At 69.4% G+C, this 15815-nt stretch carries 16 protein-coding genes and 1 pseudogene; 11 read left to right on the top strand and 6 right to left on the bottom strand.

From position 1 onward, the window contains the following. Positions 1–233 precede the first annotated feature (233 nt). Positions 234–2165, top strand: a complete 1932-nt coding sequence (locus ACWF7A_RS07320; protein WP_452249571.1) for a potassium transporter Kup — start codon at positions 234–236, stop codon at positions 2163–2165. A gap of 8 nt (positions 2166–2173) precedes the next feature. Further along, positions 2174–2776: an AAA family ATPase gene (locus tag ACWF7A_RS07325; protein ID WP_452249572.1), complete on the top strand. Its 603-nt coding sequence runs from the start codon at positions 2174–2176 to the stop codon at positions 2774–2776. Here ACWF7A_RS07325 and ACWF7A_RS07330 read toward each other — a convergent pair. Beyond that, entirely contained in the window at positions 2773–4554 is a 1782-nt protein-coding gene (locus ACWF7A_RS07330; RefSeq protein ID WP_452249573.1) for an FAD-binding dehydrogenase, read from the bottom strand. The genes ACWF7A_RS07325 and ACWF7A_RS07330 overlap by 4 nt on opposite strands. Positions 4555–4717: 163 nt before the next feature. Between ACWF7A_RS07330 and ACWF7A_RS07335 the strand changes: the two genes are divergently transcribed. Next, entirely contained in the window at positions 4718–5848 is a 1131-nt protein-coding gene (locus tag ACWF7A_RS07335) for a helix-turn-helix domain-containing protein (protein ID WP_452249574.1), read from the top strand. A 3-nt stretch (positions 5849–5851) separates the two neighbouring features. Here the strand turns inward: ACWF7A_RS07335 and ACWF7A_RS07340 are convergent, their stop codons facing one another. Beyond that, entirely contained in the window at positions 5852–6262 is a 411-nt protein-coding gene (locus tag ACWF7A_RS07340) for a ribonuclease domain-containing protein (protein ID WP_452249575.1), read from the bottom strand. 211 nt (positions 6263–6473) lie between these two features. On the opposite strand from ACWF7A_RS07340, the gene ACWF7A_RS07345 reads away from it, so the two are divergent. Continuing rightward, positions 6474–7298, top strand: a complete 825-nt coding sequence (locus tag ACWF7A_RS07345) for a cellulose binding domain-containing protein (protein WP_452249576.1) — start codon at positions 6474–6476, stop codon at positions 7296–7298. Here ACWF7A_RS07345 and ACWF7A_RS07350 read toward each other — a convergent pair. Together ACWF7A_RS07350 and ACWF7A_RS07355 are read right to left on the bottom strand one after the other, a co-directional pair. After that, positions 7295–8104 carry an alpha/beta fold hydrolase gene (locus tag ACWF7A_RS07350; protein WP_452249577.1) on the bottom strand — a complete coding sequence of 270 codons (810 nt, stop codon included), beginning with the start codon at positions 8102–8104 and terminating at the stop codon, positions 7295–7297. The genes ACWF7A_RS07345 and ACWF7A_RS07350 overlap by 4 nt on opposite strands. A 66-nt stretch (positions 8105–8170) precedes the next feature. Continuing rightward, positions 8171–8743: a TetR/AcrR family transcriptional regulator gene (locus ACWF7A_RS07355; RefSeq protein ID WP_452249578.1), complete on the bottom strand. Its 573-nt coding sequence runs from the start codon at positions 8741–8743 to the stop codon at positions 8171–8173. A 109-nt stretch (positions 8744–8852) separates the two neighbouring features. Here ACWF7A_RS07355 and pcaH point away from each other — a divergent pair, with 109 nt between their 5' ends. Genes pcaH through ACWF7A_RS07385 form a run of 6 tightly spaced genes read left to right on the top strand, consistent with a single transcriptional unit; the run spans position 8853 to position 13869 of the window. After that, positions 8853–9590, top strand: coding sequence for a protocatechuate 3,4-dioxygenase subunit beta (gene pcaH / locus ACWF7A_RS07360; RefSeq protein ID WP_452249579.1), 738 nt, complete (start codon positions 8853–8855; stop codon positions 9588–9590). Then, positions 9583–10077 (top strand): protocatechuate 3,4-dioxygenase subunit alpha, encoded by a 495-nt coding sequence (gene pcaG, locus ACWF7A_RS07365; protein WP_452249580.1) that lies wholly within the window; start codon positions 9583–9585, stop codon positions 10075–10077. Before pcaH ends, pcaG begins: the two co-directional genes overlap by 8 nt. After that, on the top strand, positions 10074–11204 hold the full coding sequence (locus ACWF7A_RS07370; RefSeq protein WP_452249581.1) for a lyase family protein: 1131 nt from the start codon (positions 10074–10076) through the stop codon (positions 11202–11204). Before pcaG ends, ACWF7A_RS07370 begins: the two co-directional genes overlap by 4 nt. After that, positions 11201–11542 (top strand): 4-carboxymuconolactone decarboxylase, encoded by a 342-nt coding sequence (gene pcaC / locus ACWF7A_RS07375; RefSeq protein ID WP_452250144.1) that lies wholly within the window; start codon positions 11201–11203, stop codon positions 11540–11542. Before ACWF7A_RS07370 ends, pcaC begins: the two co-directional genes overlap by 4 nt. A 34-nt stretch (positions 11543–11576) precedes the next feature. Further along, entirely contained in the window at positions 11577–12746 is a 1170-nt protein-coding gene (locus tag ACWF7A_RS07380; protein WP_452249582.1) for a 4-hydroxybenzoate 3-monooxygenase, read from the top strand. A 34-nt stretch (positions 12747–12780) separates the two neighbouring features. Continuing rightward, positions 12781–13869, top strand: coding sequence for a winged helix DNA-binding domain-containing protein (locus ACWF7A_RS07385; RefSeq protein WP_452249583.1), 1089 nt, complete (start codon positions 12781–12783; stop codon positions 13867–13869). On the opposite strand, the gene ACWF7A_RS07390 is transcribed toward ACWF7A_RS07385, so the two are convergent. Next, entirely contained in the window at positions 13847–14167 is a 321-nt protein-coding gene (locus ACWF7A_RS07390) for a hypothetical protein (protein WP_452250163.1), read from the bottom strand. The two genes, ACWF7A_RS07385 and ACWF7A_RS07390, sit on opposite strands and share 23 nt — an antisense overlap. Before the next feature lie 58 nt (positions 14168–14225). Then, a pseudogene (locus tag ACWF7A_RS07395) lies at positions 14226–14492 on the bottom strand (hypothetical protein); the annotation flags it as partial. A 62-nt stretch (positions 14493–14554) separates the two neighbouring features. On the opposite strand from ACWF7A_RS07395, the gene ACWF7A_RS07400 reads away from it, so the two are divergent. Then, positions 14555–15796 (top strand): MFS transporter, encoded by a 1242-nt coding sequence (locus tag ACWF7A_RS07400; RefSeq protein ID WP_452249584.1) that lies wholly within the window; start codon positions 14555–14557, stop codon positions 15794–15796. Positions 15797–15815 lie beyond the last annotated feature (19 nt).

Genomic DNA, 15815 nt, shown 5'->3' on the forward strand with positions numbered 1-15815 from the left:
GGTGTCAAGCGGACGAAAAGCATGTCCGCTTGACACCCCCTCAGGCATGCAGCAAGAGCTATGGCGCGACTCGTGATGGGACCCCACCGCCCAGCCCTTATGGAAAGACTGCTCGCCTTCGGCATCGCTTGGGTGGGGTGGCGTTGTGATCGCGTAAAGATCACCCGCTCGTGCTCAGCGGTGTGGTGGGGGTGCGGTTATCTTGCGGGCAGCTGGCGGTCTAGGGGGTTGTTGTGGCTGGTTCGCAGGTTTCCTCGCCCTCTCGGGCTTCGCTTGCTGGTGATGGCGTTCGGCTTGCCGTTATCGTCGGGGCCCTTGGTGTCGTGTTCGGTGATATCGGGACCAGCCCCATTTATACGATCCAGACTGTCTTCAACCCCGCTGATCCTCATCCTGTGCCGGTCAGTGTGGACAACGTCTACGGCGTTGTTTCGTTGATCTTTTGGTCGGTCATGATCGTTGTGACCATCACCTACGTGTTGTTGGCCATGCGGGTCGACAACGATGGTGAGGGCGGGATCATGGCGCTGATCACCTTGTTGCGGCGGTGGAAGGACAAGCAGGGGCGCAAGGCTGCTGCGACTCTTGCTGCGTTGGGGATCTTCGGGGCCGCGTTGTTCTTCGGCGACAGCATGATCACGCCTGCCATCTCTGTGTTGTCCGCTGTTGAGGGGCTCAAGGTGGTCGAGCCTGAGCTCGAGCGGTTCGTCGTGCCGATCACTGCCGTGATCATCGTGGGGTTGTTCCTGGTGCAGCGGCGGGGGAGTGGGGTTGTCGGGCGGTTCTTCGGGCCCGTGATGATCCTGTGGTTCGGGGTCATCGGTGTGGCCGGGGTTGTGGGGATCGCCGGGCATCCGGAGATCCTGAGGGCGTTGTTGCCGACGTATGCCGTCGGGTTTTTGTTCGCGCACTTCGATATTGCGTTCTTCGCCTTGGCTGCTGTGGTGTTGGCGGTTACTGGTGCTGAGGCCCTGTACGCGGACATGGGGCACTTCGGGCGGCCCGCTATTGCTCGTGGGTGGTTGTTCCTCGTGTTTCCGGCCTGTGTGTTGAGCTACATGGGGCAAGGGGCCCTGGTGTTGGAGGATCCGGCCAACGTCAGCGGGCCCTTCTTCTTGCTCGTGCCCGAGTGGGGGCGGTGGCCGATGGTGGTTCTTGCCACTGCGGCCACGGTGATCGCTTCGCAGGCTGTGATCACCGGGGCGTATTCGGTGGCCTCGCAGGCTGCGCAGTTGGGGTACTTGCCTCGGTTGCGGATTGCGCACACGTCCGAGTCGACCATCGGGCAGATCTACGTGCCCTGGATCAACTGGGTGTTGATGATCTCGGTGCTGACGTTGGTGTTCGCGTTCCAGACGTCTGCTGCGCTGGCTTTCGCCTTCGGGATGGCTGTTACCGGGACCATCACGATCACCACGACGTTGTTCCTGTTCATCGCCCGCGTTCGGTTCAAGGCGCCTGTGTGGGCCATTGGGCTCGGGTGTGTCTTTCTGCTCGGCGTGGACCTGTTGTTCTTGGCTGCCAACATGACCAAGTTGTTGCACGGGGCGTGGTTGCCGTTGTTGATCGGGTTGACCGCGTTCACGGTGATGACCACCTGGCAGCGCGGGCGGGCGATCGTGACGAAGGCTCGGCGGGAGGCCGAGGGGTCGTTGCAGGCGTTCGTCGAGGAGCTGCACTCGGAGCGGCTCGTCCGGGTGCCCGGGTGTGCTGTGTTCTTGAACCGGGGCAAGGAGACCGCGCCGCTTGCGATGCGGGCCAACGTCGAGCACAACCACGTGTTGCACGAGCGGGTGGTGATCGTGTCCATCGAGACCGAGCCCGTGCCTCGGGTGGCCGAGGAGAGGCGGGTCGAGGTCGACGAGCTCGGGTACGGCGATGACGGGATCATCTTCGTGCGGGCTCGGTTCGGGTACATGGAGACGCCGGACGTGCCCGCTGCGCTGGCGCTGCTGGATCCTGCTCTCACGGAGGGCGGGCTGGACCTCGAGCAGGCTCGGTACTTCCTGTCGAAGATCGAGTTGCGGCGCGGGCGGTCGCGGACGATGGCCGGGTGGCGCAAGCGGTTGTTCGTGGCCACGTCCTACATCACGGCGGATGCCGCCGAGCACTTCGGATTGCCCCGAGAGCGAACAGTCATCATGGGCGCGCACATCGATGTTTAGGTGGCTGCATGATGGATCGCTACCTGGGGCTTGAGCCTTCTTCCGAGAGTTGTGTCGTGGTGCTGGTGTTCGGGAGTCCCGGTGCGGGCAAGAGCACGCTGGCCGAAGGGGTCGCCCGGCAGCTGCGGTCGCCGATCTTCTCGCTGGACTGGGTGATGGGGGCGCTGGTGCTGGCGCGCGCGATCACCGACGAGAACGCGGTGGAGACGGTCGATCTGCAGCTCACGGCCTTGGTCGCGCGGCACGTCCAGCTGGGGATCGACGTCGTTGTGGACGCCTCTGGGCACACGCGGGAGGAGCGGGCTCGGTGGCGTGAGCTCGTCGAGCGGCTCGGCGGTGTGGTCGTCGGGGTCGAGTGCGTGTGTTCGGACGAGGAGTTGCACCGGTCGCGGGTCGAGGGGCGTGACCGGGGGATTCCTGGTTGGCACGCAACGGTTCCGTGGGTGCACGTGCAGCGCATGCGCTCGTTGTGGGAGCCGTGGGAGGAGGAGCACCTGGTGCTCGACTCCGCCGTCGAGACGCCGGCCGGGTCGGTGAAGAAGGTGCTGGAGGTGGTGCGGGGTCTGCGGTCAACAGGGGAGACCGCAGACCCCGGGATCGTGGTCCGTTAGGCGCTTTCCGCCGCCGCCGCACGGCCTGCCGCGCGTCCGGAGAACAGGCAGCCGCCCAGGAACGTGCCCTCCAGCGCGCGGTAGCCGTGCACGCCGCCGCCACCGAAACCGGCCACCTCGCCCGCGGCGTACAGGCCCCGGATCGGCTGGCCGTTCGAGCCGAGGACCCGGCCCTGCAGGTCGGTCTGCAGGCCGCCCAGCGTCTTGCGGGTCAGGATGTTCATCCTGATCGCGATCAGCGGGCCGGAGCCGGTGTCGAGGAGCTTGTGCAGGCCGGCGGTGCGGGCGAGGCTGTCGCCGCTGTACGCCAGCGAGTTGCGGATGCCCATCACCTGGACGTCCTTGGAGAACGGGTTGTCGACCTGCTGGTCGCGGATGGTGATCTGGCGCCGGAGGTCGTCCAGGTTGATCAGGTTCTGGCCGGTCAGCGCGTTCATCCCGGCGACGAGGTCCGGCAGGTTGTTCTTGATGACGAAGTCGACGCCCTTGTCCATGAACGCCTTCACCGGCGGTGGCGTGCTGTTCAGCAGGCGCATCGCGAGGTAGGCGATGAGGTTCTTGGCGGTGATCTCCGGGTTCTGCTCGGAACCGGAGAGCACGAACTCCTTGTCGATGATCTTCTTGTTGAGCACGAACCACGAGTAGTCGTAGCCGGACTTGCCGATCAGCTCCAGGGTGCCGAGCGTGTCCAGTGACGGGATGCCGGGGTTCGGGAAGCGCTTGCCCCGCGCGTCGAGCCACAGCGACGACGGCGCGGCCAGCACGCGGATGCCGTGGTCCGGCCAGATCGGCGTGTGGTTGATCATGCCCTCGGTGTAGTGCCACATGCGGTCGCGGTTGACCAGGCGGCCGCCGGCGAGCTCGGTGATGGCCAGCATCCTGCCGTCGACGTGCGCGGGGACGCCGGTGACGAGCCGCTGGGGCGCGGGGCCGAGGCGGGCGGGCCAGTTGCGGCGCACCAGATCCTTGTTGGCACCGATGCCTCCGGAGGTGACGACCACCATCGGCGCGTACAGCTCGAAGTCGCCGACCTTCTTGCGGGAGCTGGGGGTGCCGCGGGCGGCGCTGCTGGCCTCCAGCAGGCTGCCGCGCACGCCGGTGACGGCGCCGTTGCTGGTGATCAGACCGTCGACCTGGTGGCGGAACCTGAAGGTGACCTTGCCGTCGCGGACGGCGTCGCGCACCTTCTTCTCGAACGGCTCCATGACGCCGGGGCCGGTGCCCAGGGTCATGTGGAAGCGCGGCACGGAGTTGCCCGGCCCGTCCGCGAGCTGCCCGCCGCGCTCGGCCCAGCCGACGATCGGCACCCAGCGCACGCCGAGCCCGTAGAGCCAGTCGCGCTTCTCGCCGGCGGCGAAGTTCAGGTAGGCCTCGGCCCACTTGGCGGCCCAGTGGTCCTCGCCGAGCGGGTCGTTCACGCCGCGGTCGAACCCGGCGGTGTTGAACCAGTCGGCGCGGGCCAGCTCCAGCGAGTCCTTGATGCCCGCGGTCCGCTGCTCCTGCGAGTTGACGAAGAAGAGGCCGCCGAGCGACCAGAAGGCCTGTCCACCCAGGCTGGCCTCGGGTTCCTGGTCCAGCAGCAGGACCTTGCGGCCCGACGCGGCGAGCTCCGAGGTCGCCACGAGCCCCGCCAGGCCGTGTCCGATGACGATCACGTCCGCGTCGACTCTCGGCGCCGCTCCGGCGACGGCCTGCCCCAGGGTCCCGCTCGCGGCGATCGCTCCGATCGCGCCGCTCGCGGCAAGGAGGTTGCGGCGGCTGAAGTTCCGGTCTGACATCCCAGGGCCTTCCTCGTTGAAGGGTGGTGCCAACGCGAATTACTCTCGCGTAAAGCAACTAACCAGTAACCGGAGAGCGGGGGATAGGGTCCCGCCACCAAACGGCGACGGCTGTGTTGTGGCCGTCACACAACGTGGGGTTTGCGGAGGCGACGTGCCGGGTATGTCCGCGATGGTCCGCCAGGTGCTCGAGGCCGTCGCCGCCGACGACAAGGTGGTCGAACGGGTCGTCGACGCGGCCAGGGGCCACTCGCCGGAGGTCGCCCGTCTGCCCGCGGAGGAGAACCGCCGGCACATCGCGTTCCTGCTGTCCGAGGGGATCGCGCACCTCGAACGCGGCGGCTCGCCCGACGACGGCGACTTCTCCGCCGCGCTGTCACTGGGTGCCGATCGTGCCGCTCAGGGCGTGTCGATGGCAGGGCTGCTGCGCGGCGTGCACGCCGGACGCACCGAGCTGATCAGGGCGGCCGTCGAGCTCGCGCGGTCGCTGGGCGTCGACGACGGCACGATCCTCGACTTCATGATCGACCTCGACCACTACGTCGGCGCCGTGGAGCGGCACATCGTCAGCGGCTACCACACCGCCGAGCTGCAGTTGTCCCGCACGGCCCGCGACCTCAACGCCCAGGTGCTGCGGCGGTTGCTGGTGACCGGTGACTTCCCGGACGCCTCCGAGCTGGCGCGCACCGGTCTGCGTCCCGACGGCCGGTACCACTGCGTGGTGTCCGGGGTGACCGACCCGAGCCACGCGCGGACGCTGGAGCAGCGGCTGCACACGTTCGGCGGGGTGTACGGGCTGGTCGAGGGACGGCTGGCGGGGCTCACGCACGTGCCGCCGTCGTGGTCGGACGACCTGCTCGTGGTGTCACCGGCGACCGCGCTGAAGTCGTTGCGCGGGACGTACTCGATGTGCACGCAGGCCCTGGCGGCGGCGGGAGCCTCCCTGGGCGTGCAGCGTCTCGTGGACCTCGCTGGTGAGACCGCTCTCGCGGCGTACCCCCGGCTGGCGGAGACACTCGCGGACTCGCTGCTCGGGCAGCTCGACCCGAAGAGCACGTTCCACCACGAGATGGTGGTGACGGCGTTGTGCTACCTCGACAACGGCGGCCGGCTCAGCGCGACGGCCACGGCGTTGCACATCCACGCGAACACCGTGCGGTACCGGCTCGACCGGCTGGTGGAGCTGACCGACGCCGACCTCGGCGAGAACCCGGACTCGGGGCGGTCGCACGTGCTGGCGACGCTGCACACCTGGTGGGCGCTGCGGTCGTGGATCGACCGCAGCACCCGGTGAGGCTCAGAGGCGGTAGAAGTTCTTGTAGTGGTCGGGCGAGAAGTAGACCGTGCCGGCCGTGCGGTCGACGATGATCCGGTACGCGTCCCAGGACGCGTTGCAGGCACGCGGGTAGACGTCGAACTCCAGGTAGCTGTGGCCGGCCGGGAGCTGGCCCTCGCGGTTCTGGTGCACGCCGCCCGCGTAGTTGCACTGGCCGTTCGGCCAGCTGTTCCAGCCCCGCGTGCTCGGGTAGCTCTTGGACTTCCACGTGGTGTTGGCGGACCGGGCCGCGTCGCAGCGCGACTGCGTGCAGGAGTTGTAGACGGCGGCGCCGGCCGCGGGAGCGACGGCCGTGGTCACGCCGAGAACGGACGCGACGACGGCGAGGGCGGCGAACAGGCGACGTGTCCGGTGCTGGTGCGGGGAGCGCACTTCAGACCTCCATCGGCAGGGAACGAGGTATGTCGTGATCCAATCGGTCGAGCACCACGAGCCGATGAACGGCAGGGAACCATCCGCGCAACTGTGGCCACCCCACGTTCGCACATCCGGAGGCGTCGCGCGGCCCACGACTCCGAAAGCCCGAGTTGATCAACTCCGAACAGCCGATTGCGGACGCTGCCTCCGGCGATAGATTTGTCCAATGGCAGCACGGAAGCACTTGTTGGTGCTGTTGACCTTGCTCGTGGCCGGGTGCACGGCCTCGCAGGACGGCAGGCCCGTCCCCGCACCGAACGCCTCTTCTCCTGACGTGACAGCGCAAGAGCCGTCCACAAAGGTGCGCACCGTTGTGGACGGCCGCACCGTCGAGCTGGCGAACGGCACGCGCGCTCGCATCTCGCTGCTGGCCGAACCCTCGGCGTGCACGGCGGCCGCCGCTCTCGACTTCGCCACGAAGACGTTGCTGGACAAGGAAGTCCGGGTGAGCAGCATCACGCCCGGCGAGGTGTCGCTGGCGCTGCCCGACGGCACCGACTACGCGTTGCTCGCGGTGCAGTACGGCTTCCTCCGCGTCTCCGGGGTGGACGGTGGCCCGCTGGTCGAGGCGGAGAGCAAGGCGTCGCAGGCGAAACTCGGCCTGTGGGCGCTGGGGGACTGTCCGGCGTCGACCGCGCCACCGCCCTCGTCGACGGCCACGCCCCCTGCTTCGACCTGCGTCGTGGTCTACCGGATCACCAACCAGTGGGCCGGCGCGTTCCAGGCCGACGTGACCGTGCGCAACGTCAGCGGCGCGCTGGTCGACGGCTGGACGGTGCGCTGGCGGTTCGCGGACGGCGAGACCGTGACGCAGCTGTGGAACGGGACGGTGTCCCAGTCCGGGGCCGAGGTGAGCGTCGCCAACGCGGGCTACAACGCCCTGATCGTCAAGGACGGCTCGGTGACCTTCGGCTTCAACGGCGCCACCACGAGTCCCACCTCGCCGCCCGACTCGTTCAGCGTGAACGGGGCTGCCTGCACCGCGGGTTAGTGCCGCTGCCACCAGGCCGTGACGACGCGGGCGTACTCGTCCGCGTTCTCCTCCCACACGAAGTGCCCGGCGTCCACGACGTCCAGCGCGCTGTTCGGCAACCGCTCGTGCAGGTGCTCCGCGTTGGACACCGGCACGACCGGGTCGCGCTTGCCGTTGATCAGCTGGACGGGCGTGGTGATGCTCGGCAGCAGTTCGTCCAGCTTCCGCAGCTCGGCCGGGTATGCGCGCACGTACGCCATCTGCTCGACGAACCGCTGGCCCTGATAGGCGGCCAGGTAGTCCTGCCGCACCACGTCCGGCAAGTCGTAGCCCTCGATGGCGTCCATCGCGATGGTCACCACGTCCTTCGGGCCCAGCGCCCGGTACGGCGCGAGGTCCTCGTCGTGGACCCACTCGTGCAGCGGTGAGCCCAGGTCGGTCGGAGAGAGCGCGCCGCCGCTGCCGACCACGATGCTGCGGAACCGGTCCGGCGCCTTCGCCGCGGCGAACAGGACCGCGCTCGTGCCGATGTCGGGGCCGACGACGTGCGGCCGGTCGAGCTCGAACGCGTCGGCGATGCGCACGACGAACTCGCCCATCCGGCTGGGGGACAACAGGTCCTCGCGCAGCTCGGAGTGCCCGAAGCCGGGCAGGTCGACCGCGATCAGGTTCGCGTGCGCGGCCAGCTCCGCCCACGTCGCGTCGTAGGCGTAGATGCTCTCGGGCCACGGGCTGAGCAGCAACGCGGTGGGCTTCGCGGCGCTGACGGCGTAGCGGATCGACAGGCCGTCGATGGTGTGGAACCGGGGGTGGATGTCGCTCATGAATCCAATATGACCGGTCGTCTTAGAATTCGTCAAGGGGTACCCCGGCGGCGGTGGAGCCGGGGCTCAGCGGAGGACGACCTCGAAGGCGACGGTGAAGAACGCGGCGAACGACGAGCCGTCCTTGGTGGCGCGTTCGCCGACGATGGCGCCCTCCCAGGAGTTGAGCAGGAACCTGGCCAGCGCGTCCGGGCTCTGGGTGACCGTCAGGGTGCCGTCCTCCTGGGCCTCGCGGAGGACCGCGGCGAGAGCGTTCGCCCAGAGGTCGAAGGCGGTCCGGACGCCGTCGCGGATCGCGGGGATGTGGTCGGCCGCCTCGGTGCTGAAGTTGCCGAAGACACAGCCGCGTTCGTAACCGAGGTCCACCACGTCCTGAGCCAGCGCCTCGAAGTGGCGTCGCAGCCGGGTCAGCGGGGCGGTCTCCGGCGTGCTGAGCTCGTCCAGGTGCCGTGTCTCGCCGTAGCGGTCCATCACGACGAGCGCGAGGGCTTCCTTGCTCTCGAAGTGGTTGTAGAACGAGCCTTTGGGCACCTTGGCGCTGTCGGTGATGAGCTTGACGCCGCACGCGTTGTAGCCGTGCCGGTGGAACTGCTCGAACGCAGCGTCGACGATCTGCTCTCGCACACTTGCCCTGGGCATTCCTCGAATATGAGCGGTCGTCTCAGGGGTGTCAAGTTAACGGGTGCCTTTCCGCTCAGCGGAAGGCGGCGGTCGACTCGCGCGAGACGTTTGCCTACCGTTCCTTCGCGTGACGACCAGCCAGCACGAGATCAGCGACGAGATCGCGAAGATCCAGGCCGACTCACCGAGAGGTGCGCCGCTGCTGGACTTCGCGCCGTACCGCAGCACGACGTTGCGCCACCCCACCAAGGAGCTGCAGCTCGTCGACCCCGAGGGCGCCGAGCTGCTCGCGCCCGTGTTCGGCCACTCCGACGTCGCCGCGGTCGAGGCCGATCTGACCCTGCAGCGCGGTGGCGAGCCGATCGGCGAACGCATCCGCGTGCACGGCCGCGTGCTCGACGGCGACGGACGCCCGGTGCGCCGCCAGCTCGTCGAGATCTGGCAGGCCAACGCCGCCGGCCGCTACTCGCACCAGGGCGACCAACACCCGGCGCCGCTCGACCCGAACTTCCACGGCGTCGGCCGGTGCCTGACCGACGACGACGGCTGGTACTCGTTCACGTCGATCAAGCCGGGCCCCTACCCGTGGCGCAACCACCACAACGCCTGGCGGCCCGCGCACATCCACTTCTCGTTGTTCGGCACCGACTTCACCCAGCGGCTGATCACGCAGATGTACTTCCCCGGCGACCAGCTGCTGGCGCTGGACCCGATCGCGCAGTCGATCACCGATCCCGCCGCACTGGCCCGGCTGATCGCGTCGTACGACCACTCGCAGTCGGAGCACGAGTGGCTGCTCGGCTACCGGTGGGACATCGTGTTGACCGGAAGCCACGCGACCTACCTGGAGCCGTCCGATGACTGACGCCACCCCCGGCCAGACCGTCGGCCCGTTCTTCCACCACGCGCTCGCGTTCCCCGGCGACTCCGAGCTCGTGCCGTTCGGCGCGGCCGGGTCCGTGGTGCTGCACGGCCACGTCTTCGACGGCGCGGGTGATCCCGTGCCGGACGCGATGATCGAGATCCGCCAGTCCGACGCCGCGGGGGTCGTGCCGCGGGCCGGCGGGTCGCTGCGGCGGCGCGGTGCCGGGTTCACGGGCTGGGGCCGGTCCTGCACCGACGGCGCCGGGCACTACTGGTTCAGCACCGTCGAGCCCGGGCTGCCGTTCTTCGCGGTGACGGTGTTCGCACGAGGGCTGCTCGACCGGTTGTTCACGCGCATCTACCTGCCCGACGCCTCGGACGCCGTGGACGGACTGCTCTCCTCACGCGAGGACGACGGGCGCCTGCGGTTCGACATCCACCTGCAGGGGCCGTCCGAGACCGTGTTCTTCAAGTTCCCGCGGACGTGATCGTGCTCCCTGGTTCTCATCGCGCGGCCGGCCTCGTCGACGACACCGCTCTCGTGCGGGCGATGCTGGAGGTGGAGGCCGCCTGGGCCCGTGTGCTCGGCGAGCCCCTGACCCTGGGCGACTGGGTCCCCTCGCTGGACCCCGTCGAGGTGGAGGCGGCGGGCAACCCGGTGCTGCCGCTGGTCTCGGCCCTGCGGGCGCGGGTCTCCTCGTCCGTCCACACCGGACTGACCAGCCAGGACGTGCTCGACTCCGCGTTGATGGTGCTGGCACGCGGGACCTTGCGGCAGGTCGCGGCGGATCTGGGACGGACCGCCGGCGCGCTGGCCGGGCTGGCTCGTGAGCACCGGACCAGCGTGATGGCGGGGCGGACGTTGACGCAGCACGCCGTGCCGATCACGTTCGGGCTCAAGGCCGCGCGGTGGCTCGTGGGGGTGCTCGACGCGCTCGACGAGCTGGAGTCCGTGGCCTCGGGCCTGCCGGTGCAGTGCGGGGGAGCGGCGGGGACGTTGTCGCGCGTCGAGGATCCCGTCGCGTCGGCCACGGCGTTCGCCGGGTACCTCGGGCTGGTCTGGCCGGGGATGCCCTGGCACACCTACCGCGCCCCGGTCACGCGGCTCGGTGACGCGGTGGTGCGGTGCTGCGACGCGCTCGGCGTGATGGCGGCGGACCTGCTGACGCTGGGGCGGCCGGAGATCGGCGAGGTCCGCGAGGGGTTCGTGGCCGGGCGTGGCGGGTCGTCGACCATGCCCCACAAGCGGAACCCGGTGCTGGCGGTGCTGGTGAACAGCGCGGCCCTGCGGGCTCCCGGGCTGGGCGCGCAGCTGCACCTGTGCGCCGCGCGGGCGGTGGACGAGCGGCCGGACGGAGCCTGGCACGCGGAGTGGCCCGCGCTGCGGGCGCTGCTGGAACTGGTGGTGGTGGCCGCTTCGCAGTCCGCGGAACTGGTGGAGGGACTCGAGGTGCGCGCGGACGTGATGGCGCGGCGCGCTGCCGAGGCCGCTCCAGATCTGCTGGCGGAGCGGGGCGGCGGGACGGATCCGGGCTCGTACCTGGGAGCGGCCGAGGTGTTCGTGGACGAGGCGGTGAACCGGTGGGAGACGCGGTGTCGTACGACGACGGAATGAAGGTCCGGCGTGAGGTTCTCGGCGACGCACATGTGGACAGGGCGGCGCCGGACGAGTTCACTCACGACTTTCAGGAGTTCATCACGAAGTACGCGTGGGGTGAGGTGTGGACGCGGCCCGGGCTCGACCGGCGCACGCGCAGCGCCATCACCCTGACGGCGTTGATCGCGCACGGGCATTGGGACGAGCTGAAACTGCACGTCGCCGCGGCGTTGCGGAACGGCCTGACTGAGGCGGAGATCGGTGAGGTGATCTTGCAGAGTGCCATCTACTGCGGGGTGCCCGCCGCGAACCACGCCTTCTCGGTGGCACGGCAGGTCCTGGAGGAGCGCCCGTGACCCTCGCACCCTTCCCGCTCACCAAGGAGCTTTCATGACGCGCACGCAGGTCGGCATCGTCGGTGCGGGGCCGGCGGGGCTGATGCTCTCGCACCTGTTGTCCCTCAACGGGATCGACAGCGTGGTGATCGACAACAGAACGCGCACGGAGATCGAGAACACCGTGCGCGCCGGCATTCTGGAAGCCGACAGCGCGCGGCTGCTCGCCGACACCGGGGTGTCGGACCGGGTGCTGCGCGAAGGACATCCGCACGAGGGCATCGACCTGCGGTTCAGCGGCGAGAGCCACCGCGTCGACTTCAAGGCCCTGGTGGGCGAGTCGGTCTGGCTCTACCCGCAGACCGACGTGTTCGTGGACCTGGCGAACGCCCGCGAACGCGACGGCGGCGACGTGCGGTTCGGCGTCAGCGACACGTCCGTCGACGTCACGGCGCCCGCGATCCGGTTCACCGACAGCGACGGGGTGGCCCAGGAGGTGCGCTGCGACCTGCTCGTCGGAGCGGACGGTTCCCGGTCGATCTGCCGCGCCGAGGTGCCGGAGGCGTTGCGCAGGCACAGTTCCCGCGAGTACCCGTTCGCCTGGTTCGGCATCATCACCGAGGCGCCGCGCAGCGCGCCCGAGCTGGTCTACGCGCACTCGCCGCGCGGGTTCGCCCTGATCAGCCAGCGCACCGAGACCCACCAGCGCATGTACTTCCAGTGCGACCCGGAGACCGACGCCGCCGCGTGGTCCGACGACCGGATCTGGGAGGAGCTGCAGTCGCGGGTCGCGGGCCCCGACGGGTTCGTGTTGAAGGAAGGCCCGATCACCGAGAAGACGGTGCTGCGCTTCCGGTCGTTCGTCGCGGAACCCATGCGCCACCGCAGTCTTCTGCTCGCCGGCGACGCCGCCCACACCGTGCCGCCGACCGGCGCCAAGGGCCTGAACCTGGCACTGGCCGACGTGAGCGTGCTCAGCGAGGTGATCGAACGCGCGTTGCTCAAGGGCGACCGCGACGCCCTCGACGAGTACGGCCCGCGCGCGCTCGACCGGGTGTGGAAGGCGCAGCACTTCTCGTACTGGATGACCACGATGCTGCACGCCCTGCCCGCCGCGACGGACTTCGACGTGCGCAGGCAGCTCGGCGAGCTGGCCTCGGTGGTCGGCTCGGAGTCGGGCTCGCGCTACCTGGCCGAGGGCTACACGGGCTGCTGGCCCGCTTGAGCGGGACTGGAGCGAGGTCGGTGAGACTGGCCCGATGGACATCGCGGCGCTGCGCCTCGGCAACATCGGGCGGCTCCGGTCGGCGGAGGACGTGGTCCGCTCGCTGGGAGCCATGCAGGGCCAGGACTACGGCCAGTCTCTCTGGGCGATCGGCCTGCGCACCGCCGACGCGCGCATAGCTGACGTCGAGTCGGCCCTGCAGTCCGGCCGTGTGGTCCGCACGTGGCTGATGCGAGGCACGATCCACTACGTCCTGGCCGAGGACGTCCGGTGGATGCTGGGCCTGTTCGGCGCCCGCGACCTGGCCAGGCTCACCCCGAAGGCCTGGGCGTACCACCACATGACGCCCGAGCTGATGTCGTTGGCGCGCAAGACGTTCGTCGAAGCCCTGACCGGCGGCGGCTGCCTCACCCGGCGCGAGATGATCTCTCTCATGGCGGGCGTCGGCATTCCGGACGACCGGCAGCAGAGTTACTTCACGTTCATCCACCTGGCCCAGGAGGGTCTGGTCGTGCCGGGCCCTCCCCGCGGCAAGGAGCAGACCTTCGTGCTGCTGGACGAATGGGCGCCACACCAACGTTCTTTGGACGCTGACGAGGCGATGGCCGTCCTGGCGTCGCGCTACTTCGGCAGCCACGGCCCGGCGACGCTGGCGGACTTCGCCAACTGGTGCGGGATCGGCGTTCGCGAGGCTTCCCGAGGGTTGGAAGCGGTGAAGTCGTCGCTGGTGCGCGAGACGTTCGACGGCAAGGAGTACTGGCTGCCGCCGGACCTGGCGCCGGGCTCGGGCGCGTTCGTGCTGCCCGCCTACGACGAGCTTCTGATCGGCTACAAGGACCGCGGCGCGTTCTTCACCCGGTACGACGAGATCCCGATCTCCACCTACAACGGCATGTTCCACGCGGCCCTGATCGAGGACGGGCAGATCGCCGGGCTTTGGCGTCGTGTCATGAAGAAGACCTCGGTCGACGTGGAGCTGCGGCCGCTGCCGGGGTTCGACGTCGACCGGCTCGTGGATCACATCGGGCGGTTCGGCGAGTTCCTCGGGTTGCCGGTGCGGACCGTGGTGAAGGACGCGCCCGAGGCGGGGTCTTCGAAGGTCAGCTGGCGTTCCCGCAAGTGAGCACCTCCACCTCGCCTCCCTCGTGCCTCGGCGGAACGATCGCCATCGCGTCCGCCAGCGCCGCGCCCCACAGGGAGCCCGGCCGGTCGTGGCCTACCGGGGTGGCGAGGGTGCCGGACCTGGTCACCGGGATCAGGCGGGTGTCCACGGGGTGGGCGTTCGTGTCGCCCAGCCAGGCGGTGACCGGTGGGGTGGCGGTGTGGCCGCCCAGGGTTCGCAGCAGTGGGTGGAGCAGGGTCAGGACCGCGGCGTAGGCGGCGACATCCGGACAAGGTGGCCTCGCGCAGCAGTGCGCCATCGACAGAACATCGCTCCACCGGTAGCACGAAATCCGCTCCGTCCGGCACCGGCGCCCCGGTGGCCACCCCGAACGCCTCCCCGCGCCCCAGTGCCAGACCTGGCATCGACCCGGCAGCTACCTGGCCGACGACGGTCCACGGCGCCGCACCCGCCACCGCGTACCCGTCCATGGCCGACGTGTCACAGGCCGGCTGACCGGCCAACGCCCGCACCGCCGACGCCAAGGCCAGCCCGAGGGCATCAGGCAGGGCGAGCTCGACGGCGTCCAAAGGCTTCACCGCATCGCGGGCCGTCTGGCGGGCCAGCGTCCAAGGCATGTTCATCAGGGCTCCCGTGGTATAGCCTACCGGATACTGTATGCAATCCTCGGGACGGAGTGAAGGGCATGCCAGTCGCGACTTACGTACGTGATCACGTCGGCAGGCTCTACCGGGTGGGGGAGACCGACGTCGAGGCGTCGGGGCGTTCGCGTCGCACGGTGCTGTGGGCCGCTTGGGCGGCGATGCTCGCGGCCGGCATCGGGCAGTACGGGTTCGGGGCGCTCATTCCTCAGTTGCAGGACCGGTGGAGTGTGCCGGAGTTGTTCTGGGCACTGGCTTTGTGGACGGTCTGTCAGGCCGGCACGGCGTTTCCGGCGGCCTGGCTGAGAGACCAGAAGCGCCTCACGTCGTCAGGTGCGATGTGGATCGGGGCTGCCCTGTGCGGCGCCGGGCTGATCACGCTCGGACAGGACCAGCTGGTCGGGTACGCGGTTCTCGGCGGCATCGGCGCGGGGCTCGTCTACGCGACCTGCGTGAGCACGGTCGTCCTCTGGTACCCGGAGCGGGTGACGCGGAAGGTCGCGTTCGTCAGCGGCGCGTTCGCGTACGGGTCGGTGCCGTTCGTGCTGGCCGCCGGGCTCTTCTTCGGTGGCGGGTTCCTGGTGCAGGCGGGGATCGCGATCGCTGCCGTCCTGGCGGTGGCGGGCGCGTTGATGAAGGACCCGCCCGGACACTGGTGGCCGCCGCACATCCCGCCGCGCGAGTGGGCGCTGGATCGTGCGCGGGTACCGAACCGTTCTGCGCTCAAGGAATTCAAGACGCACGAGGCCATGCGGTGCGGCACGTTCTGGTGGCTGTACGGCGGTGTGGCGTTCGCGGCGGCGGTATCTCTCTACGACCTGGCGTACCTGCCGTTGTTCGTCGGCGACAGGGTGCTCGGTGTTGTCGCACTGGCCACGCTGGCTGCGGCGACGGGTACCGGACGGGTGCTGGTCGGGTGGATCTCGGACCGGATCGGGCGCAGGAAGGCGCTGGTCTGGACGTTGGCGACGGGCGGGCTGGCGCAGTTCGTGTTGCTGTACAGCCAGAACGTGCCCGGGTTGCTCATCGGCGCCACGCTCGCGGGTCTTGGCACCGGGTGTTGTTACTCGTTGCTCGTCGGCGTGACGAGGGAGTACTTCGGCGAGACGAACGGTGCTCAGAACTTCGGCGTGCTCTACACGGCGAAGGCCGCGGGGGCGTTGATCGCCGCGATCGTCCTCGCCTCGCAGGGGCACACGTTCGCGTTCATCGCCGCGGGTGTGCTCGGGCTGGCGGGCGCGGTGCTCACCGGGCACCTGTCGCAGCCGGGAAGGCCTCGCCTGTGAGTCGGGTGCCGCGGCTCGC

The organism is Lentzea sp. NPDC055074 (genome assembly GCF_053608005.1).